At 41.5% G+C, this 20,663-nt stretch carries 16 protein-coding genes and 1 pseudogene; 11 read left to right on the plus strand and 6 right to left on the minus strand.

Annotation, left to right across the window (positions count from 1 at the left end):
• Window positions 1-37: 37 nt before the first annotated feature.
• Together PSI06_RS09370 and PSI06_RS09375 are read left to right on the plus strand one after the other, a co-directional pair.
• Complete coding sequence (locus tag PSI06_RS09370; RefSeq protein WP_273603621.1) at window positions 38-259, plus strand: penicillin-binding protein; 222 nt, start codon at window positions 38-40, stop codon at window positions 257-259.
• A 180-nt stretch (window positions 260-439) separates the two neighbouring features.
• Window positions 440-2,461, plus strand: coding sequence for a hybrid sensor histidine kinase/response regulator (locus PSI06_RS09375; RefSeq protein ID WP_273603622.1), 2,022 nt, complete (start codon window positions 440-442; stop codon window positions 2,459-2,461).
• A 209-nt stretch (window positions 2,462-2,670) separates the two neighbouring features.
• On the opposite strand, the gene ahpF is transcribed toward PSI06_RS09375, so the two are convergent.
• Complete coding sequence (gene ahpF / locus PSI06_RS09380) at window positions 2,671-4,254, minus strand: alkyl hydroperoxide reductase subunit F (RefSeq protein ID WP_054981773.1); 1,584 nt, start codon at window positions 4,252-4,254, stop codon at window positions 2,671-2,673.
• 156 nt (window positions 4,255-4,410) lie between these two features.
• Window positions 4,411-4,980 (minus strand): alkyl hydroperoxide reductase subunit C, encoded by a 570-nt coding sequence (ahpC, locus tag PSI06_RS09385; protein WP_004587118.1) that lies wholly within the window; start codon window positions 4,978-4,980, stop codon window positions 4,411-4,413.
• 253 nt (window positions 4,981-5,233) lie between these two features.
• Between ahpC and PSI06_RS09390 the strand changes: the two genes are divergently transcribed.
• From PSI06_RS09390 to PSI06_RS09400, 3 genes are all read left to right on the plus strand, one after another.
• Window positions 5,234-5,653: a DUF3429 domain-containing protein gene (locus PSI06_RS09390; RefSeq protein WP_054981772.1), complete on the plus strand. Its 420-nt coding sequence runs from the start codon at window positions 5,234-5,236 to the stop codon at window positions 5,651-5,653.
• 67 nt (window positions 5,654-5,720) lie between these two features.
• Window positions 5,721-6,119, plus strand: coding sequence for a hypothetical protein (locus tag PSI06_RS09395; RefSeq protein ID WP_029774450.1), 399 nt, complete (start codon window positions 5,721-5,723; stop codon window positions 6,117-6,119).
• 3 nt (window positions 6,120-6,122) lie between these two features.
• Window positions 6,123-6,947 carry a class I SAM-dependent methyltransferase gene (locus tag PSI06_RS09400; protein ID WP_273603623.1) on the plus strand — a complete coding sequence of 275 codons (825 nt, stop codon included), beginning with the start codon at window positions 6,123-6,125 and terminating at the stop codon, window positions 6,945-6,947.
• Here PSI06_RS09400 and PSI06_RS09405 read toward each other — a convergent pair.
• Window positions 6,942-8,552, minus strand: coding sequence for a GMC family oxidoreductase (locus PSI06_RS09405; RefSeq protein ID WP_273603624.1), 1,611 nt, complete (start codon window positions 8,550-8,552; stop codon window positions 6,942-6,944). The genes PSI06_RS09400 and PSI06_RS09405 overlap by 6 nt on opposite strands.
• A 176-nt stretch (window positions 8,553-8,728) precedes the next feature.
• Between PSI06_RS09405 and PSI06_RS09410 the strand changes: the two genes are divergently transcribed.
• The 4 genes from PSI06_RS09410 (at window position 8,729) to PSI06_RS09425 (ending at window position 13,097) form a co-directional block, all read left to right on the plus strand.
• Complete coding sequence (locus PSI06_RS09410) at window positions 8,729-9,736, plus strand: AraC family transcriptional regulator (RefSeq protein ID WP_273603625.1); 1,008 nt, start codon at window positions 8,729-8,731, stop codon at window positions 9,734-9,736.
• A 31-nt stretch (window positions 9,737-9,767) separates the two neighbouring features.
• Window positions 9,768-10,769, plus strand: a complete 1,002-nt coding sequence (locus PSI06_RS09415) for a Gfo/Idh/MocA family protein (RefSeq protein ID WP_273603626.1) — start codon at window positions 9,768-9,770, stop codon at window positions 10,767-10,769.
• A 501-nt stretch (window positions 10,770-11,270) separates the two neighbouring features.
• Window positions 11,271-12,020 carry a FadR/GntR family transcriptional regulator gene (locus PSI06_RS09420; protein ID WP_273603627.1) on the plus strand — a complete coding sequence of 250 codons (750 nt, stop codon included), beginning with the start codon at window positions 11,271-11,273 and terminating at the stop codon, window positions 12,018-12,020.
• 219 nt (window positions 12,021-12,239) lie between these two features.
• Window positions 12,240-13,097 carry an EamA family transporter gene (locus tag PSI06_RS09425; RefSeq protein WP_273603628.1) on the plus strand — a complete coding sequence of 286 codons (858 nt, stop codon included), beginning with the start codon at window positions 12,240-12,242 and terminating at the stop codon, window positions 13,095-13,097.
• A gap of 75 nt (window positions 13,098-13,172) precedes the next feature.
• On the opposite strand, the gene PSI06_RS09430 is transcribed toward PSI06_RS09425, so the two are convergent.
• On the minus strand, window positions 13,173-14,351 hold the full coding sequence (locus PSI06_RS09430; RefSeq protein ID WP_024032731.1) for an MFS transporter: 1,179 nt from the start codon (window positions 14,349-14,351) through the stop codon (window positions 13,173-13,175).
• A gap of 79 nt (window positions 14,352-14,430) precedes the next feature.
• Complete coding sequence (locus PSI06_RS09435; protein ID WP_273603629.1) at window positions 14,431-15,525, minus strand: NADH:flavin oxidoreductase/NADH oxidase; 1,095 nt, start codon at window positions 15,523-15,525, stop codon at window positions 14,431-14,433.
• Window positions 15,526-15,931: 406 nt separating this feature from the next.
• On the opposite strand from PSI06_RS09435, the gene PSI06_RS09440 reads away from it, so the two are divergent.
• Window positions 15,932-18,349 carry a TonB-dependent receptor gene (locus PSI06_RS09440; protein WP_273603630.1) on the plus strand — a complete coding sequence of 806 codons (2,418 nt, stop codon included), beginning with the start codon at window positions 15,932-15,934 and terminating at the stop codon, window positions 18,347-18,349.
• Between the two features lie 85 nt (window positions 18,350-18,434).
• Complete coding sequence (locus PSI06_RS09445) at window positions 18,435-20,015, plus strand: tetratricopeptide repeat-containing sulfotransferase family protein (RefSeq protein ID WP_273603631.1); 1,581 nt, start codon at window positions 18,435-18,437, stop codon at window positions 20,013-20,015.
• A 351-nt stretch (window positions 20,016-20,366) separates the two neighbouring features.
• Here PSI06_RS09445 and PSI06_RS21675 read toward each other — a convergent pair.
• A pseudogene (locus PSI06_RS21675) lies at window positions 20,367-20,582 on the minus strand (IS30 family transposase); the annotation flags it as partial.
• Window positions 20,583-20,663: the final 81 nt, after the last annotated feature.

A 20,663-nucleotide genomic window follows, 5' to 3' on the forward strand; every position in this document is an offset into this window, starting at 1 on the left:
AACAAATCACTATACATTGATAAAATGAGAGAAATTTATGAGCGATAAAATCAATCCAGACGCGTTACACGCACTAAAAATTGCATTTACTTACATGCCGCAAGCAATTGAAGTAACAAAGTACGAATATGGCGAGCGCTATCAAACAGTGCTTGATGATATTGAAGCCGTGCGCGAAGTGTTGCTTATAAACGATGTAGACCCAGAAGAAGTAGGCGGCGACATAAACCCAGAATACACGCCTAATTCTACCTATTAATCGGAAAAGTTTGCTAATTGAGCAAAACAATTAAGTTCGCGTGTTGATAGCCTAACACCCATTACTCAATATATTGCTCAACGGTTTACGCCTGTTGGTATAAACTGTTAAAAACATATAAATAAATATGCCTATCTGCCGATACGCATAACGATATAAAATACAATTAAGGTAATTGCGGTGAACTTTTTAAGGCGTTTTCACGATATAGTCTCAGACCAAACTCTGGATTTTAATTCTAAAATTAAAAACCTACTCGCGTTTGGCCTAGAAGTGTTCAGCCTTGATGTAGCAATAATTAGTAAAATTGATGCTAATACGTACACAGTATTACATGCTATAACACCCGATAACGCCTTATTACCCGGTACACAATTTGAGCTAGATGGCACCTATTGCGTCCATACGTTATCTGCGGGCTCGGCGCTTTCGTTTCATAAAGCTTCACAAAGTACGATTGCAACTCACCCTTGTTACATAAATTTTCAACTTGAGTCCTACATTGGCGCACCTATAAAAGTAGCCGATAAAACCTTTGGCACTGTTAACTTTTCATCACCTAACGAGTCAACTGCATTTAGCGACGAAGCCTACGATTACATTGAGCTATTTGCTCAGTGGTTAGGATCTGAATTTGCAAAAATAGACACTAAAGAGCAACTTTTAAAAAATAGCTACACCCTGTCAAAGCTCGAAAACATCGCGAATATCGGCACTTGGGAGGTCGATTTAATCGAGAACAAAGTTTATTGGAGTAAGCAAACTAAACGCATTCATCAGGTAGCCGATGACTATCAGCCAATAGTTGATAACGCAATTGAGTTTTACAAAGAGGGCCCCAGCAGAGAAACCATAAATAAAGCGGTAGAAAACGCCATAAACAAAGGTGAAAAATGGGATTTAGAACTTGAGGTTATCACTGCACAAAACCAAGAAATTTGGATTTCGACTTTTGGCGAAGCCGAGTTTCACGAAGGTAATTGCATAAGGCTATTTGGTACATTTCAAGACATTACCGAATCAATCTTACTTAGAGAAGCGCTAAAAAAGAAAAAAGCCGAAGCAGAGCATATGTTAGAAGATAGAAGTATGCTATTTGCTAAAATTAGCCACGAGTTACGCACCCCGCTAAATGGCATAACTGGCATGCTCACCACCTTAATAGATGAAAAAGACACTGAAAAACGAGACGAAAAAATAAAAATAGCGCTACGCAGCGCTGATATTTTACTTAACATTATCAACGAAGTACTCGATTTTTCTAAAATTAATCATGGTGAATTAAAACTAGAGCCAACCGATGTACTGCTTAAAACCATATTTAGTGATTTAGCTTCTTTATATACCCCGTTATTTAAAGAAACCCATGTTGAATTAATCATAGATAATACAATTGATGATAGCTGCTGGGCCTTTTGCGACAGCACACGCCTGAGCCAAATTACCTCTAACTTATTAAGTAATGCGTTAAAATTTACCGAGCAAGGCCATGTAAAACTTAAAACACAGCTCATAAATAATAACGATGCGTTATCTCTTGGTATCACAGTTTCTGACACTGGTCGCGGAATGACCCCTGCCTTTTTAGAGTCTTTATTTTCGCCGTTTACACAAGAGGTTGACGCTAAAAATAATAAAGGGGGCACAGGGCTTGGCCTAGCAATTATAAAAGAGCTTGTAGAATACATGGGCGGCACAATAAAGGTGACGAGTGAGCTACAAAAAGGCTCCACGTTTAGTATTAATATTCCGCTAGAGCTTGGTAAAGAGCAAATAATAGACGACATTCAATCAAAAATTGAGTTAAACAGCCACTCGCTCAGTGTACTTATTGTTGATGACAACGATATAAACCGCCGTGTGCTTGATGCCTCTCTTGATAAGTTAAACGTAAAAGCCGACTGCGCCATTGATGGCCAAGACGCTATTTTTAAGTGTAAGCAAAAGCATTACGACCTTATTTTCATGGATTGCATTATGCCAATCCTGGATGGTTTTGAAGCCACTAAAACGCTGAGAGCGCAACGTATTTGCCCTAGCGAAAGCACCTACATTGTAGCGCTAACTGCTAATACATCGTCGCAAGATAAACTAGCTTGCCAGCAAGCAGGCATGGATATGTTTGTCTCTAAGCCATTTAAGCTGCCGCACATAGAAAAAGCGCTTTCTAACGCGCTCGAACATACCGAAAAGCTTGCATAGCACGCTAAATAACAAGAAGTTCGGTGCATTCTCACTCAGAGCGCAGTAACTCTGATTCAGTGTGGTTGAGGAGAATAATACCAATGCCAATCCATAATTAAGCGCATTGCTATAGGCATTAAAAAAGCCGCCTTTGGAGAGGGCGGCTTGGGTTAACAAACAGCTTTTGGGTGTACCTATTGCTGTTACATCAAGAGAAGGTTTGCCTATTAAGCTGCATTTTGGTCTTGGTTGCTTTGCTCGCTATGGCGAATTAAGTAATCAAACGCCCCTAAGCTTGCTGTTGCACCACTACCCATTGCAATAATGATTTGCTTAAACGGCGTATTTGTCGCGTCACCCGCACCGTAAACACCCGGTAATGAGGTTGCGCCTTTAGCGTCAATTTCTATCTCGCCAAACTTGCTTAGTGTAAGGTCGCTCTCTTTTAACCATTCGGTATTAGGGATCAAACCTATTTGTACAAAAATACCTGCAAGTGCTAATGATTTTTCCTCGCCTGTTACACGGTCAGTGTAATTAAGTCCGGTTACTTTTTTACCATCGCCTACTACTTCAGTGGTTTGCGCATTTTTAATAATAGTGATGTTGCTTAAGCTATTCGCTTTGCGAATAAGTACTTCGTCGGCGCGCAGCGTGTCAGCAAACTCAAGCACAGTTACATGCTCTACAATGTTAGCTAAGTCGATAGCCGCCTCTATACCCGAGTTACCACCACCAATAACGGCAACAGGCTTACCCTTAAATAGCGGACCATCACAGTGTGGGCAGTAAGCTACGCCATGGCCGCGATATTCTTGCTCACCAGGTACGTTCATTTCACGCCAGCGTGCACCGGTTGCTAAAACAAGCGATTTAGCTTTTAAAGTAGCCCCGTTTTCAAGGGTAATTTCATAACCATTACTACCGCGACCAAGCCCTGCTGCGCGTTGGTTATGCATTACATCTACATCGTATTCTTTAACATGCTCTTCAAGCTGAGCAACAAGCTTTGGACCTTCAGTGGCTTTAATCGAAATAAAGTTTTCGATAGCCAACGTATCGGCAACTTGGCCACCAAATCTATCGGCAACTATACCGGTGTTTAACCCTTTACGAGCAGAGTAAATAGCGGCTGAGGCACCCGCAGGTCCGCCACCGACTACTAACACATCAAACTCGTCTTTTTCGCTTAATGCTGCAGCTTGCTTAGCAGCGCCTTTAGTGTCTACTTTATTTAAAATGTCGGTCAGGCTTAATGCACCTTGGCTAAACGGTTCGCCATTTAAGTACACAGCTGGTACTGCTAAAATATTGCGCTCTTCTACTTCGTCTTGAAACAGTGCGCCGTCAATCATTGTTGCTTTAATTTTGCTATTTGTTGCTGCCATTGTATTTAGCGCCTGCACTACTTGTGGGCATGTTTGGCAACTTAAGCTTATGTATACTTCAAAATTAAGTTCTTGATTGAGTGATTCTATTTGTTCAATGTCTTCGCTTTTTGCTTTGCTTGCGTGTCCGCCAGTGTGTAAAAGCGCTAACACTAAACTTGTAAATTCGTGACCCATAGGTACGCCAGCAAACGTAATGTGGGTGTTTTTTTCAGGTGAATGCACAACCATAGATGGGCGACGTGCGCTCGAATCAGGGTTGCTCACTACCGTAAACTTGTCGCTTAATGATGCTAAGTCGTTTGCTAAGCTTTCTACTTCTGCTGATTTTTTGCTGTCATCCAAGGCAATAAGCAGCTCAACAGGTTGAGTAAGCGATTCAAAATGGCTTTTTAATTGATTTTTAATGTTGTTATCTAACATGGCTTAACCCTTTTTAGGAAAATTTAAACAGCAAGCCTCCCATGCCAACTAATGCATGTGCTAATGAGTCCGAGTTGAGATAGGAGGCACCAACAAACGAAATGATGTTGGTTTAAGGGCAGTTACCTGCCCTCATAAAAGTGGGTAAACCTGTATTTAGATTTTACCAACTAGGTCTAGTGAAGGAGCAAGTGTGTCTTCACCTGGCTGCCAAGATGCTGGGCAAACTTCACCGTCGTGAGTTGCAATGTATTGAGCAGCTTGTACTTTACGTACTAACTCTTTAGCGCTACGGCCAATACCTAGGTCATGCGTTTCGATTACTTTAATTTCGCCTTCTGGGTTCATTACAAAAGTACCGCGAAGTGCAAGGCCGTCATCTTCAATCATAACGCCAAAGCTGCGAGTAATACGGCCAGTTGGGTCGCCAATCATTGGAAATTTAATTTTACCAATAGTGTCTGACGTGTCATGCCATGCTTTATGCGTGAAGTGAGTATCAGTTGATACTGAGTAAACTTCTACACCCATTTCTTGTAGCTGCTCGTAGTAATCAGCAACATCGCCAAGCTCAGTAGGACATACAAACGTGAAATCTGCAGGGTAAAAGAAGAAGATTGACCACTTACCTAGTACGTCTTTTTCAGACACTTCTACAAAGTCACCATTGTGGTATGCAGTTGCGTTAAAAGGTTGAATTTTTGTGTTGATCAATGAAGTGCTCATAGTATTCCTCATTTATATTTAAAGTGTTTTAAAGTTACTCAACGCAGCCAAAATGTGTGGCCTTTCGCGTTGGCTTGATTAATACAATAAGCCCATTGGTAAACTAAATAAAATTGATTGTTTAGATTAAAACAATCGATTTTTAAGATTGAACTATCTAGCTCTTCTATTCATAAACGATTTATTACCTGTAAGTGCTAAGAATACTGCTACAATAGCCGCGCTAAAAACACACAACATAAGGCATGCTGTAATGGAAAAATTTGTTAATCATATTCAACTTGGCTATTTGGGGTTACTCCCCTTTTTGGGCTGTGTAGCGTGGCCGCTTATGTTTGGCAGTAATAGCGTTAACTTGGAGTTTTTTACTTTTTATAGCATTGCTATACTGGCATTTATGGCGGGCAATTTATGGCGCGCTGGGATGCAAAGCTACAGCGATGCAATTAAAGCGGTTGTGCCTGTTATACCCGTACCATTTTTATCGTTTATTCCGCTGGAGTGGGCGCTTGCCTGGTTAGGGGCTAGTTTTTGGTTAGTTCTTATCTTTGAAAAAGCCACACCACAATGGCAAACCTACCATCGCGATTATCAAAAAATGCGCTTTATTCTTACCTCAGTGGTATTTGTGTGTCACATACTCACCATTGGTATGAGCCTTTACCCAAAATAACCTTGCGCTGCTTAACCTACTAGGCGTAATAGTGTAACATCCGCGCACTGCTATTTAAGGACGCACCATGATTGATACATTACGCCAGCAGCTTAACGAGCTTGGCGAAAACTACGTAGAAAAAAACGCCGCTTTTAAAATTAAAGTTATTCCGTTTTTTTGCGCTATTAGTATTAAAAAAGATCACAAAAATGAAGGCCGGCTCAGCTTTTACTCAAACCAATTAATAGAAATACTGTTAGTGGTGTTATTTATGTTGTTTGGGCTTACGCTTTATAACCCAGAGGCGGGTTTTACACATGGCCCTATTCATATTGTGTTTGCTATTTTAATTACCTTTAATTTAATTTTAAAACAAATAGCCATTGAAGGGCTTAAAACACGCCTTGCATTTCATCGTTTGCATGGTGCTAATACAGCGCAAAATACTCAAAGTGCAGATCAAAATACTCACAAATCTAATTAAGTTATGTATTTAAATCCTAATTGGCGAATTCTCACCGTAGGCGATGGCGATCTATCGTTCTCTAATGCGGTGGTTAATCATATAAAACCGGCAAAGTTAGTCGCATCTACTTATGATAGCGCAGAAACCATAGAGCAAAAATACCAGCACAATGCGCTAAGTAGTTTAAAAAAGTGTCATGTTGAGGTTATTAATTGCTTTGATGTAACGGACCCTTTATGTTGGCAAAAATTAGCTGCCCACCAGCACAGCTTTGATGTGGTTATTTTTCAGTTTCCGCTTATTCCTGCCTTTGTCGGGCGCGAAGCATTTGAAAGCAACACCCAAAAAACCAGCATGAACGTGCTTAATCGCGCGTTACTACATCAATTTATTAAATACGCTAACAAATACGCACTCGACAAAAGCGGCCCTATGCTTTGCTACATAACCTCAAAAGATGTAAAACCCTATCGCGAGTGGAATATTGAAGGCAGCTTAAGTAATGCCCTTGAGACTAAATACGCGGGTCAAATGCCTTTTGATATTAACCAGTTTGATGGTTACAAAATAAGAAACGTAGACCGTGACAAACACGTAAAAGACACCAGTGGCATCACTTATGTGTTTACGCCTAAAGCAATCTTGGCGCAATCTGACGAACTAAGCACTCACCTTACAAAGCCTGCGTATTTAGATGAAAATCATTGCTCGCTTTGTCGGGTAGGCCCTTTTATTGCCACCGAAGATGAAAACAAACACCTTAACGCTAAAAAGCACCAACAAATGCTTAAACTAGAAGATGACTGGCAGGCGTGGCTTACTGACTTTTACAACCGCAACTTATAACCCTGTTTTATAGCTCAATTTAATTAAATCAGCGGCCTTTTCAGCAATGGCAATAACAGGTGCGTTTGTGTTACCTGTTACTATGGTAGGCATAATTGAGGCATCAATAACCCTTAAGCTGCGTATCCCGTGTACTTGTAGTTTGCTATTAACCACCGCCATATTGTCGGTGCCCATTTTACAGGTGCCAACAGGGTGATATTCGGTATCGGCAGTTTGGCGAATAAACTCAATAAGCTGGGAATCGTTATTTACATCAAGCGGGTAAACAAAGTTACCACGAATTTTATCAAAGGCGGGGCTTTGCATAATACGCAGCGCTTTTTTAAGCCCTGCAAGCATAAGCGATAAATCATCAGGGTGGCTTAAATAATTAGGGTCGATAAGCGGCGCACTGCGTGGATCGCTATTGGCAAGCCTTATTGTCCCTCGGCTTTTGGGGCGCATAATACTACTGTGAATACTATAGCCATGGCCAAGGTGAACTTTGCGACTATGATCGTCCACCAACCCAATTACAGACTCAAGTTGAATATCCGGCGCAGGCGAATTATCCAACACATTAATAAACGCATGTGACTCAGCAAAATTACTGGTTAATATTCCGCTGCGTTTACTAAACCACTGCGCACACCCTTTAATAATACTTGCAGCGCCTTTTACACTTACCCCAAAGGTGCCTTTTGCTGTATTTGCTTTACACAAAGGCACCACGGTTAAGTGATCTTGTAAATTACCCCCTACTCCTTCCAGTGCATGTTCCAGTGATATGTTATGCGCTGCTAAATGCGCTTTAGGGCCAATTCCTGAAAGCATTAACACCTGCGGAGAGTTAATTGCACCGGCGCTTAAAAGCACCTCCTTTTTGGCCATTAATGTAATAATTTTACCGCCGCGCTCAAGCTCTACGCCGTGGGCGACCTTATTTTTTATTATAATCTTATTAACGTGGCTGTGGGTAAACACACTAAGGTTAGGCCTATTTAAGTGCGGTGTTAAATACGCTTTTGCAGCACTACAGCGCTCACCATTATGTTGCGTAACCTGCGAAAGCCGTGCTCCATGTTGCTCAGCGCCATTTATATCGTCATTTAACTGTATTCCTTGCTCAACACACGCTTTTAAAAAGCAAGAGTTTACCGCACTTGGCTTAGTCAGCTCTTGCACATGCAATGGCCCTTTTGTGCCATGTAACGCGTTATTAAACGTTTTATTGTTTTCGGCTTTTATAAAATAGGGTAATAAACTGTTGTAGTCCCACCCAAGGTTGCCATTTTGTGCCCAGTTATCGTAATCGTATTTATTACCGCGTATATACACCATGGCATTAGTAGAGCTAGACCCACCTAGCACTTTACCCCGCGGCACAAAGCCACATCGATTATTAAGCGCCTTTTGCGGTACCGTGTTGTAATGCCAACTATTTATTCCGTATGGCACACTGGCCGCAATACCCGCAGGCATTTGTATTAAAGCGCTGTTATCGCTACCGCCCGACTCTATTAGGCACACACTTATATGCTGATCTTCTGATAAACGCGCTGCCAGCACACAACCTGCACTGCCTGCGCCAATAATAATATAATCAAACGTGTGGTTACTCATAGGTGCCTTTGCATCATCACTATTTAGTTCTTATTGGTAGCTGCTTCTGCTTTGTGCATCCATGCAGTTGTAAATAAGCAGTTTTATTGCAGCAAGCTATTCGCTCTATAGTGCATAGATTAAATCCTAAAAACTTGATATTTTTAGACACCTTCTTTAATTTACAGCGCCAGTGTATGAGCAGCCCAATACGTGCCACCTCTTTATATTCAATAGACTCGTTAATTAAAGAACTTGGCGCAGACCCAGCAAGCGTAATGAAAACCTGTAAGGTCACTGTCGATTTTAATGACCTTGAAAACCAATATTTACCCTATTTGAGCTATGCAAATTTATTAGAGTACTGCAGCCACACGCTTAACTGCCCAAGCTTTGGGCTTAAATTAGCAAATAAACAAAACTTTGATATTTTAGGCCACATAGCCATAGCCGCTAAAAGTGGGACTAATTTAGAAGAAGCGCTTAGCTGGGTGGTTAAATATTTACACTTACACAGCCCCGCATTGTGCTTAACAACGCACTCATTAGATAATGACGAGAGCTTATTTTTATCGTTTGAATTTAACCTAAAGCCCCTACCACAAATAAACCAAGCCATAGAGCTCACGCTTGGCTTAGCCATGAGCATAATTAAAAAATTAAGTAATAATCAGTGCAAGCCTCGCACTGTGTTTTTACCGCAAAAGCTGGCAACTAATACTCTCGCATACAAAACCTATTTTGGCTGTAAAGTAATAGAGCACCGCAACAGTGCGGGCATTGTAATAAACAAAGCCGACTTATCGATAAAGCTTAACCACAATAACCTTAATAAAACCGACGCGGCCTTTAATTTTTTAGCTAAACGCAACGAACACAGTCACTCATTACCTGCCCAAGTAAGCGCACTCATAAGGCCAATGCTGCCCATTTATCAGTGTTCAAACCAAACTATTGCCGAGGCACTTAATATGCACCCGCGTACCATGCACCGTGAATTGGCTAAACATAACACCAGCTTTGTAAAACTGAAAGACACCACTCGTCGGGCGCTGGCAGCGCATTACTTGCTTCAAAAACAATACTCTATCAGCACTATTTCAATGCTTTTAGGCTATCACGAACAGGCAACCTTATGCGCAAGTGTTAAACGCTGGTTTGGGTATTCTCCACGCGCATACAGGGCAAAAAAAATGTTAAAGTAACGGCTCTTATTATTTAAGCTAAGGAGCAGGCATGAACTTTGTCATTGTCGGTACAAATTTTATTAGTGATACCCTATTAAGCGCAGCAAATACGTTACCTGCATTTAATTTATACGGTGTGTGCTCACGCAAACAATCAAGCGGCGAAGCCTTTTTATCTAATCACCCCAATACCGATGTAAAAATTTTCACCTCAATTGAGCAGATATGCAAAGACCCCAATGTTGATGCGGTGTATATTGCAGCGCCAAATAGCCTACACAAGCAATATGCAGTAATGTGCCTTGAAGCAGGCAAACATGTACTAGGCGAAAAACCTTCAGCCGCTAATAGCCAAGAGCTAAATGCTATTTTAACTGCAGCTAATGCCAATAAACGCCTATACATGGAAGCAATGATGACCACGCATTTGCCAAACTTTGCGCGACTTAAAAATGCGCTGAGTAAAATTGGTAAACCCCGTAAGTTTATTGGCCAATACAGTCAGTACTCATCACGTTACGATAAATACAAAAACGGCGAACGCCCAAATACCTTTTTACCCGAATTTGCCAATGGCGCTTTGCTCGATTTAGGTGTGTATCCGCTTTACCTACTTATAGCGCTTTGGGGCGCTCCACAGCGCGTGAGTGCCAGCGGTGTACTATTAGATACAGGCGTAGATGGCGCAGGCGACGTATTATTAAATTACGATGATAAACAAGCCGTTATTAGCTACTCTAAAATTTCTCAAGGCGATAACATCACTGAAATACAAGGTGAGCGCGGACGCTTACGAATACATGCCGTGTCGCAGTTAAAACACATAGAGTTTGTTGCCAATAACGGGGAGGTTGAGGTTATTTCTGATAAATTTGATGAGTACTTTATGAAATACGAAGTTGCGCACTTTATGCAAACCATAAACGCGCAAAAACGAGAGTCAGATGTTAATACACATCAGCTTGCCCGCGACGTAATGAACGTACTTGATACCGCAAGAAAACAGCTTGGGGTAGTGTACCCTAATGATAAAAACGCAGCAGCGGACTAAAGTTGACCCCCATCCGTGGGCAATCAAGGCAAGAGCCTAGTTGTAATTATGTGCTTACTTATTTTTTATTTGGTACAGCTAAATTACACAGGCTCTTTATCAAAGCGTGTAGATTTTTAATGGTTTAATTATTCACCATTCAACCAAGGCAGCGCCAGTTATTAGGCGCACTAGGTTACTCACCTCGCACCACCATTAACCCACGCCTAGATTGCACACATTTTAATCCATTAAAGTTAGCTTACTCTAAGCACGCTTATATAAATGAGCAAAGTTAACTTAGCACACAAAAACATGACCAATCAAGCTAGCCAATTATTAAAATTTATACTAAATTGGTAACATAAATAGGTTAACACTCATTTATAATATTATATGACCGTTACATCACTTTAGAATTTTGACATAATAGTGAATCTTGGGGTAACCTCTGCTAATAACATTAGGTTTAGGCTATTTGAGCCTATTAGCCGCTATTCCTTAAGGTAATAAAGGTAGAATATGGAAAACCGTCGCTTATTTTGGCGCATTGTTGATAAAGTTGAAGCTTTGATAAACCAAGGAGAGTTTTCTGCTGGGAGTCGTTTACCACCAGAGCGAGAACTTGCCGACATGTTTGACGTAAGCCGCCCAACAATTCGTGAAGCTATTATTGCATTAGAAGTACGAGGCCGCGTAGAGGTTAAAACCGGCTCAGGCGTTTATGTAATAGAACAACAAGAAACATCTGTAAAAACAAAAGAGATCAGCGCTTTTGAGCTAACACAAGCTCGCGCACTCATTGAAGGTGAAATAGCCGCACTTGCCGCTCAATCAATCACCGATGAAGAACTAGCTCAATTAAAGCAAACGCTAATAGCCATGGAAAAAGGCTTATATGTAGAACAAGCAGACCGCGAGTTTCATGAAATTATAGCGCGTGCTACACGTAACAAAGCCCTTGAGTATGCAGTGGCAAATTTATGGGATTTACGTTTAAACAATTCACAAATTGTGGCTGATTACGGCAGTGTGTGTAAAAACAATAACGATTGCGTAATGGATGAGCACACCGCTATTTATAATGCGCTGCAAACACACGATGCAAGCGCCGCACGTACCGCAATGCATAAACACTTTAACCGTTTAATTAATGCATTATTTGACGCTGTAGAAGCGCGTGCGCTTGAAGAAATCAAACGTAAAAATGATGAAAAACGTGGCCTTTATTCTTTAGATGGCCTAGTTAAAAGTGCTAGCAAAACACACTAAAACGACCTAAACGTTTATAAGCCAGCGATCTATTCGCTGGCTTTTTTATTTTAAGGCACTCAGCTTTTGCCTTTAGCTATGCATAAGCAGTTACGCTAATTCATCGTATATATTAGTTACTCCCTCCCAAATTTAATGTATATGCCTTACAAGCTATTACTTAGCCAATAAAAAACAGATACACTGCGCAAAACTAGACGATTGTTACCAAGGAAAATAATGCAATCATCCACTAAAGACTTTTTGCTCGCGCTTGTGTGCGTTATTTTAGCAATGATCACAATTCAATCTGGCGCCTCATTTGCTAAGCAGTTATTTCCTGTTATTGGCCCCGAAGGCACTACTGCACTTAGGCTTGGCTTTTCTGCACTTATTTTGTGTTTAATATTTAAACCGTGGAAACACCTACCAGCTAAGGGGAATCGGTTATCAATTGTGGTATACGGTTTAAGCCTAGGCGGAATGAACATTTTATTTTATTACGCCATTGAACGCATCCCTTTAGGAATTGGTGTGGCGCTTGAATTTACCGGCCCATTAGCGGTGGCGTTATTTAGCTCACGCGCTAAGCGCGACTTATTTTGGGTGGCGTGTGCAATTACGGGTATTTTACTGTTACTGCCCGATATGAGCAGCCAAGAAAGCCTAGACCCAATTGGCGTAATACTCGCTCTAGGTGCCGGTGCTTGCTGGGCAGCCTATATTTTATTTGGCAAAAAAACAGGCACACAAAGCTCAGGCGGCGCAACGGTCGCACTCGGCATGACCGTAGCAGCCATTGTACTTGTACCTTATGGCGGCATATTACAAAGCAGCGCATTTACATGGAGTGTTATACCGCTGGGCATTGGCATTGCTATTTTATCAAGCGCACTGCCCTATACACTTGAAATGGTTGCACTGCGTAATATGCCCGCTCAAGGGTTTAGTATTATGCTAAGTTTAGAGCCTGCGTTTGCCGCCCTTGCTGGGTTTATTATACTTGGCGAGTTATTAACTTTGTGGCAATGGTTGGCTATTTTATTAGTGATTATAGCCTCGGTGGGTAGCTCATTTTCGAGTGTTAAAAAACAATAATCGCCTCTATAAAAAGGCCAGCACATAACTGCGCTGGCCTTTTAAAAAACAAAATTTTATATAACTTGTATCGCGCTACTTTTTACTTGTCATTAAATAGCCGACTAGTGATATAACTGGCATACCAGCTGCCACTAACGCCACGCTTTCCCAGCCACCAGCTTCGTATAGCGGGCTTGCCATTAACGAGCCAAGCGCTCCGCCAACAAAAATACTGGTCATGTATATGGCGTTTAAGCGAGCTCGGCTTTGCGGCTCTAATGAATATACCACCCGCTGACCCAGCACCATATTTGCCTGCACAGCAAAATCAATAAACATGCCCGTTAGCGCTAAAATAATAATACCGTGCGGAAGCTCAAATATACTGGGTAAAAAGCACGCAGCAGCAATCACTTTTGCAAGTAACGATAACTGATGCGTGTAACCTTTGTCGGCTAAACGCCCAACAATAGGGGCTGCAATAGCACCAGCTGCGCCTACTAAAGCAAATAAGGCGATTTGCGATTGCGATAAACCATATTCTCTGGCTAATACAACCGGTACGCTGGTCCAAAATAAGCTAAAAGAGGCAAACATAAGCGCTTGATACAATGCCCGCTGACGCAGCACGGGCTGCTGTATTATTAGCTGCTTAAGCGATTTTAATAACTTAAAGTACGTTGTATTGTGTGCCGGTTGCCTGCTCGGTATAGCAAAATATATAACACTGGCTATAAATGCCATACAGCCTGCGGCAAAGTAAAATACGGCTCGCCAACCAAAATGATCGGCTATTAAGCTTGCAACTGGCCTGGCTAATAAAATACCCAGTAACAACCCCGCCATTATATTACCCAGTACTTGCCCGCGTTTTTCATCTGACGATAAATGCGCAGCAAGCGGTATTAATACTTGCACCGATACAGAGCTCGCCCCCACCAATAAGCATAATAGCAACATTACACTTGGGCTTTGCGCCAAGCCTGCGCCTATTAAACTTAAAAATGTTATGGCTAAGGTAATGAGCATTAAGCGTTTGTTTTCGACTAAATCAGCCAGTGGCACTAAAAAAAACAGTCCCATTGCATAGCCAATTTGTGTAAGCGACACAATAAAACTGGCGCTGTGCGCACTTAAACCCACATCGGGCGCTAATAACTCAATAATAGGTTGGGCATAATAAATATTTGCCACAATAAGGCCACAGCACAGAGCAATAATGCTCACTAAGGTATTACTTATTTGCACTGGCTGTGCACGTGATTGGTTCATAAATAACTCTAATTTATAAATAATAAAACCCACTGCATATAAATGCAGTGGGTAGCCATGGTAAATGTAAAAATGTAAGTTACTTAATAGGTGAAGGCTGCCCATGCGGGCTAGATCGCAAGTACTGCTTAGGCGCATTAACGGTTGCGCCAAGCTGCGCTGCAGCATGCCAAGGCCAATGCGGGTTATACAAAATACCTCGCGCTAGTGCTACGCCATCGGCTTGCTGCTCGCTAATAATATCTTCGGCTTGTTGTGGCTCAGTGATTAAACCTACAGCTATTACCGGCATACTTACGACCTCTTTAATAGCGGTTGCAAATGGTACCTGAAAGTTAGGTTTAACCGGTATTTGTTGCTCTGGGCTTAGCCCTGCGGTACTTACGTGAATAAAATCGCAGCCAAGCTTGTCTAATGCTTTAGCAAGCTCAATAGATTGTGCTAAATCCCAGCCACCTTCTACCCAATCAGTAGCAGAGATACGAATACCTACCGGTTTATGGCTTGCAAATTCAGCTCTTAATGCTTTAAATACCTCAAGCACAAGACGCATACGGTTTTGCAAACTGCCCCCGTATTCATCATCACGCTTGTTTGAAAGAGGCGATAAAAACTGATGTAACAAATAACCATGCGCACCATGTAGCTCAATTAAATCAATCCCTAGCTCATCAGCGCGTTTTGCTGCACTGACGAAATCGTTTATTAGCTGGGTTATATCCGATTTTGTCATAGCCTTTGGTTGATAGGCGCTGTCATCGTAGGCTATGGCAGAAGGCGCTAGTGTTTGCCAGCCGTTTTCATCGCTAGGTGCAATTGCACCACCGCCATCCCATGGTTTTTCAGTAGATGCTTTTCGCCCTGCATGCGCAAGCTGAATGCCAATAGGCATAGGACTGTATTGCCTAAGCGCTTTTAAGCTTTTGCCCAGTGCTTGCTGGGTTTCGTTATTCCAAAGCCCTAAATCGGCGTAACTAATGCGCCCCTCTGGGCTTACCGCGGTGGCCTCTAAAATTAATAGCCCTGCACCACTTAAGCTCAATTGCCCTAAATGAATAGTGTGCCAATCACTGGCAGACCCCTGGTTTGCTGAGTACTGGCACATAGGCGCAATAATAATGCGGTTGTCTAAAGTGAGTTCACCGAGCTTTAAAGGTGAGAATAATTGGCTCATAAATATTCCTTAAATACGCGTACTTTAGTACGAAATGCTATAGCTTACGGTATGAAGGGTTAATGGGGATCAAACTTCACTTTTATAGTGTCAAAACGAGAATAAATACCGTTGAGCAAAACATTCAACAGGGTCTTATAGGTTTTTTAACCGTATTAATACATTCACTAAAATGAATGGCTATTTACATTTGCTCAACGAGTAAAATATGCTTCCTTGTACCTTAATTAGCCAATTACTTGGATGTTATACATATTTATATAATTTTTTGTTGTGCAACCAGCTATATTTATTCCAAAAAAGTGAATTAAAATTCAATTTTAATATTCCCACTACTTTAACTCCCTGATAAACTGATTAACTTATATTAACTGGTGTTAAATTTTGAATCTGGGGATCACTTTTTATGTTTAAACCAAGCTTGCTAACCTTGGCTATTTCGAGCGCTGTATCTGGCGCATTTTTATTTTCTAACTCGGCTGTGGCACAACAAGAAACCACCGCTAAAAACAAATCACTCGAAGTAATCGAAGTTACAGCAACAAGACGCAGCGGATCTGTACAAAATGCACCGCTAAACATTACCGCACTTGATGCCGATGTAATGAAAGATCAAAACATTGGCGAATTAGCCGATGTAGCGCGTTGGGTACCTGGTTTAACAATTACCGATCAAGGTGGTCGCTCAGGCTCACCAATTATAGTACGTGGTTTAAACACTAACTCGTCGGGTCCATCATCAGATGGCGGCACCGTAGCCACATACGTTAATGAGATTCCAGTGTCAGTTGATATGCGTTTAGTCGACATAGAGCGTGTAGAAGTACTTATCGGGCCACAAGGTACCCTTTATGGTGCTGGTACTTTAGGCGGCGCAATTCGTTACATGCTTAAAGAGCCAGAGCTTGATTTTACAACGGTAGAAATATTTGGCGATATGTTTCAAACCCAAGAAAGTGACTCGTTAGGCGGCGAAGGCGGCTTTATAGTAAACCTGCCACTTATTGAAGATGAACTGGCAGTACGTGCAAGCTTAAACGTATACGAAGACCCAGGCTTTATTGATTATGCTTACACAGTGCGTGAGCCAGGTGTATCGCTACCGGATCCTGATTGGAGCAACGCCGAAGAAGTAAACAACAATATTAAAAATGTTGAAGATGCTAACGGCGAAACAACTACCACAGGGCGTATTTCTGTACGTTGGAAACCAAGCGAAACATTTGAAGGGACACTTAATTACTTTTACCAAAACCAAGACAGCGAAGGCCGTTCAATTGTTCATTACAACAGCCTAAACGACGATAACGGTTTAAGCGATATTGTAGGTAAATACGAGTCGGCTTATCGTTATGAAGAGCCGCGCGAAAAAGAAGATCAACTATTAAGCCTTGAGCTAAAAGCCGACCTAGGTTTTGCAGAGCTTGTATCGGCAACCGGTATTTCAAGCTTTGATGCCGACGGCCAACGTGACCAAACCGATTTACTTATCCGCCTAGATTACGGTTATGAAGAGTTCCCTGCGTTTTCATCATACACACGTGAAATTGACGAAGAAGATACCTTCACGCAAGAGCTTCGTTTAGTATCGCAAAGCGACAGCGACTTTAACTGGATTGTGGGTGGCTTTTACAACAAAACAGAAACCGAAGCATCAAGTAGAGAGTTTACGCCTGGGTTTGACCAATTTGCTATCGATAACTTTGGTGGCGCTCAGCTAAGACCTGACTCATTAGAATACTTAGAGCTTACAAAAAGTAAAGTCACTGAGTCTGCGCTATTCGGCGAAGTTGGCTACCAAGTTACCGAAAAATTAGATATTACCATTGGTGCACGTTTTTACGAATACGATGTAGAGGCGCAAGCAGCATTTGACTTCCCGCTTGCAAATACACTTTATGGCGATGCAGACCCTGATGCAATCACCGTTGCTTACGAAAAAGACGAAGCAGGCGATAACGGTAACTTATTCAAATTTAATGCTAAATACCAGTTTACTAATTCAGTAATGGGTTATGTAACAGTAAGTGAAGGCTTTAGAATTGGCGGTTCCAACCTTCTAGCTGTTTGCCCTGATCCTATCCCTGAAAACCAGCAAACAGGATGTGGTAACGCTGACGAAAGGCTTTTTGATGCAGATACTACTACAAACTACGAGTTAGGCTTTAAAAGTACCTGGTTTAGAAGCCAACTACACTTTAATGCCGCGTTATTCAACATAGATTGGGATGATGCACAAATTACAGGCGCTACAGATGTAGGCCAATTAACGTACCTTTCAAACGCAGGCAGCGCAAATGCAAAAGGGATTGAAATTTCTTCCCGTGCGATTTTATCTGACTCATTCTCGGTTTATGCAACTTACGCATACACCAAAGCAGAGCTAACATCAGACGCACCATTTTTGTTTAATGCTGATGGCACCGATGGCGCAGAAGACGGCGACCGTTTACCGGGCTCGCCAGAGCATCAGTTCTCAATGGGTGTAAACTATCAAACAGATGTGTTTAACGACAAAACCCTTGATATTAACTACGGTTTAACCGCACAAAGTGATGTAATTTCAAAAGTAGGTTTGCATGACAATGGCGAAACCCTGCCAGGTTACAGCTTAAGTAATATTTCTGCTAAGTTAACAGCCGATGAGTGGTCAACAACTCTTTATGTTGATAACCTATTCAACAAATATGCATTTACATCAGTACGTCGCTCAGATGCAGACATAACATCAGCAAATGGCGCCGACATACAACGTAACTACGGCCACTATATTAATCGCCCGCTTACGGTAGGCGTTAAATTTAACTACAAATTTGAAATATAATTTATAGTCACTTTTAAACAATGTTATAAGGCTCAAATTTATTTGAGCCTTTTTTCTTTATTAACACATAAATAAAACAACCATCATGCAGCCAAACTTAAAGCACCTCCATCAAAGCGCCATTGAGTATTTAAACCAAGGTAATATACAACGTGCCCATAAAGCCCTCGTTGAATTAGTGACTCAAAAAAGCGACTTTGCCGATGGCTACTTTTTACTGGCCATGGTTAATTTACGCGTAGGGCAAATTCACAAAGCTATAAAGCTAATAGAAAAAGCCCTTAGCCTTGGTAAAAGCATTGAATACACCGCGCAGCTTGCAAAGTGTTACGCATTAACAGGTGAGCTTACCAAAGCCAAAAACACCGCTTTAGCGATACCCGTTGAGCAAATAAAAAAGAGTCTTGATGCCGACACCCTAGGTGTAGCGCTTACACAAGCAGGCCTGCACAAAGAGGCACTAAACTATTTTAACTGCGCTATTAAACTGGCTAACCATGCAAATAAACCGCAACCTCAGTTTTATTATAATTTAGGGGTAAGCGCTAAATTTTTAGGCCAATTTGAACAAGCCAAAAATGTCTTTGAAAGCGCCATTGCGCTAAATTCACTGCACCACGCAAGCCATTTCGCATTAAGCGATTTAACCAAAGCGACGCTGCAAACTAACCATATTGAACGCTTAAAAAACGTCTTTGAGCAAGTAACACACCCCGATGCAAAATTACACATTGGCCACGCACTTGCAAAAGAGTACCAAGACATGGGCAAGTTTGGTGATGCGTTTAACAGCCTAGAGCAAGGAAAAGCCACTAAACGCGCTATGCAGCCTTTTGATCATAAAAGCTCAACTGAGTTATTTGAACACATTAAACATTTAAGTGAGCAGCATAAACACGCGCTAACACACGGCAGCCCAACGCAAGAGCCTATTTTTGTATTAGGTATGCCCCGCTCTGGCACCACATTGGTTGAGCGTATTTTATCGAGCCACAGCGACGTACAATCAGCCGGTGAATTACAAGACTTTGGCCTAAGCGTTAAAAAATTAAGCCAAACTCAAACACCGCATGTACTCGATACTCAAACACTCACTAAGGCATATGAGCTTGATTTTAATCAACTTGGGACAACGTATTTAAATGCCACTCGCGTAACCACCGGTAGCCATAAACATTTTATAGATAAACTCCCGTTTAACTTTTTTTATATCGACTTAATTACCAAAGCCCTGCCAAACGCTAAAATTATTTGTATGTTGCGCGACCCTATGGACACCTGCATTGGTAACTACCGCCAGCTATTTACAATAAATAACCCCTACTACGCGTACTCGCTCGATTTACTCGACACTGCCAAATTTTACAACCGCTTTTACAAACTCATGCAGCACTTTAGCGCCCTGCACAGCAATATAAAATTAGTAAAATACGAAGAATTGGTCGCAAAGCCCGAGCAGCAAATAAAAGAGTTAGTCAGCTTTTGTAATTTAGAATGGCAAGCACAATGTATAGACTTTCACTTAAACACCGCACCGGTCTCTACGGCTAGTAAAGTACAAGTACGCCAACCACTTAACAACAAAGCCATTGGCCGTTGGAAGGCATTTAAACCCCACACTAATACAGCTGTGGAGTACCTTTTAAGCCAAGGTATTCGTGTTTAATAAGCGTTTTATTTTGAGCAGGGCAGAATCCAAATAAGCGACTTGTGTAAGTGTAGGTCGGATAAGCGAAGCGCCATCCGACACAGTAAAACACCTTGCTAATTATTATCTACATTATATGTTGTCGAATGGCTAGAAAGTGCCAGAAGCTGACTTTGCCTATTGTATTTTCTTATGTGCTTAAAGCTTGAGCTCCGAACCATAGCCAATAAATTACACAACTCTTTTAATTTTGTATCCTTTTTATTGGCATTACATCCTTACTCCAGGAATCTTATGTAGCTCAATTGTTTTATAACACTGCAGATATTTCGCTATTTCTCGAAGTGACTTACTTGCTGCCATCACTCATGAAATGCTTTCTCGTTGTGCAAGAGTTCATGTTGCTTGTGAGCGTTTCAGCGCAAACGGCCATACGCCGCCTGTTTTATGGATAATACCTAATATAGATTAATGGTATCGTCCAAATAATCTTCCTATATCATCCGCACTATCACCATGCTAATGTCGATCCCAAATTAACCTTCTTTGTTCTGCATTATTATAAATACGCTTTCTCTGTTTCATGCAAACGTTCCTTTAACTAATAATAAGGATAGCATTGCATTCTTCGGTTGAACTCTCAGCCTCAAACAGACGTAATGTAAC

Origin of the sequence: Pseudoalteromonas sp. GABNS16E (assembly GCF_028598715.1) — a bacterium.
Taxonomy (GTDB): Bacteria; Pseudomonadota; Gammaproteobacteria; order Enterobacterales; family Alteromonadaceae; genus Pseudoalteromonas; species Pseudoalteromonas atlantica.

Excerpts from the sequence above, each read along its gene's own strand:
- PSI06_RS09370 (WP_273603621.1), top strand. The coding sequence starts at position 38 with ATGAGCGATAAAATCAATCCAGACGCGTTACACGCACTAAAAATTGCA.
- ahpF (WP_054981773.1), bottom strand. The coding sequence starts at position 4,254 with ATGTTAGATAACAACATTAAAAATCAATTAAAAAGCCATTTTGAATCG.
- ahpC (WP_004587118.1), bottom strand. The coding sequence starts at position 4,980 with ATGAGCACTTCATTGATCAACACAAAAATTCAACCTTTTAACGCAACT.
- PSI06_RS09390 (WP_054981772.1), top strand. The coding sequence starts at position 5,234 with ATGGAAAAATTTGTTAATCATATTCAACTTGGCTATTTGGGGTTACTC.
- PSI06_RS09395 (WP_029774450.1), top strand. The coding sequence starts at position 5,721 with ATGATTGATACATTACGCCAGCAGCTTAACGAGCTTGGCGAAAACTAC.
- PSI06_RS09400 (WP_273603623.1), top strand. The coding sequence starts at position 6,123 with ATGTATTTAAATCCTAATTGGCGAATTCTCACCGTAGGCGATGGCGAT.
- PSI06_RS09405 (WP_273603624.1), bottom strand. The coding sequence starts at position 8,552 with ATGAGTAACCACACGTTTGATTATATTATTATTGGCGCAGGCAGTGCA.
- PSI06_RS09410 (WP_273603625.1), top strand. The coding sequence starts at position 8,729 with ATGAGCAGCCCAATACGTGCCACCTCTTTATATTCAATAGACTCGTTA.
- PSI06_RS09415 (WP_273603626.1), top strand. The coding sequence starts at position 9,768 with ATGAACTTTGTCATTGTCGGTACAAATTTTATTAGTGATACCCTATTA.
- PSI06_RS09420 (WP_273603627.1), top strand. The coding sequence starts at position 11,271 with ATGGAAAACCGTCGCTTATTTTGGCGCATTGTTGATAAAGTTGAAGCT.
- PSI06_RS09425 (WP_273603628.1), top strand. The coding sequence starts at position 12,240 with ATGCAATCATCCACTAAAGACTTTTTGCTCGCGCTTGTGTGCGTTATT.
- PSI06_RS09430 (WP_024032731.1), bottom strand. The coding sequence starts at position 14,351 with ATGAACCAATCACGTGCACAGCCAGTGCAAATAAGTAATACCTTAGTG.
- PSI06_RS09435 (WP_273603629.1), bottom strand. The coding sequence starts at position 15,525 with ATGAGCCAATTATTCTCACCTTTAAAGCTCGGTGAACTCACTTTAGAC.
- PSI06_RS09440 (WP_273603630.1), top strand. The coding sequence starts at position 15,932 with ATGTTTAAACCAAGCTTGCTAACCTTGGCTATTTCGAGCGCTGTATCT.
- PSI06_RS09445 (WP_273603631.1), top strand. The coding sequence starts at position 18,435 with ATGCAGCCAAACTTAAAGCACCTCCATCAAAGCGCCATTGAGTATTTA.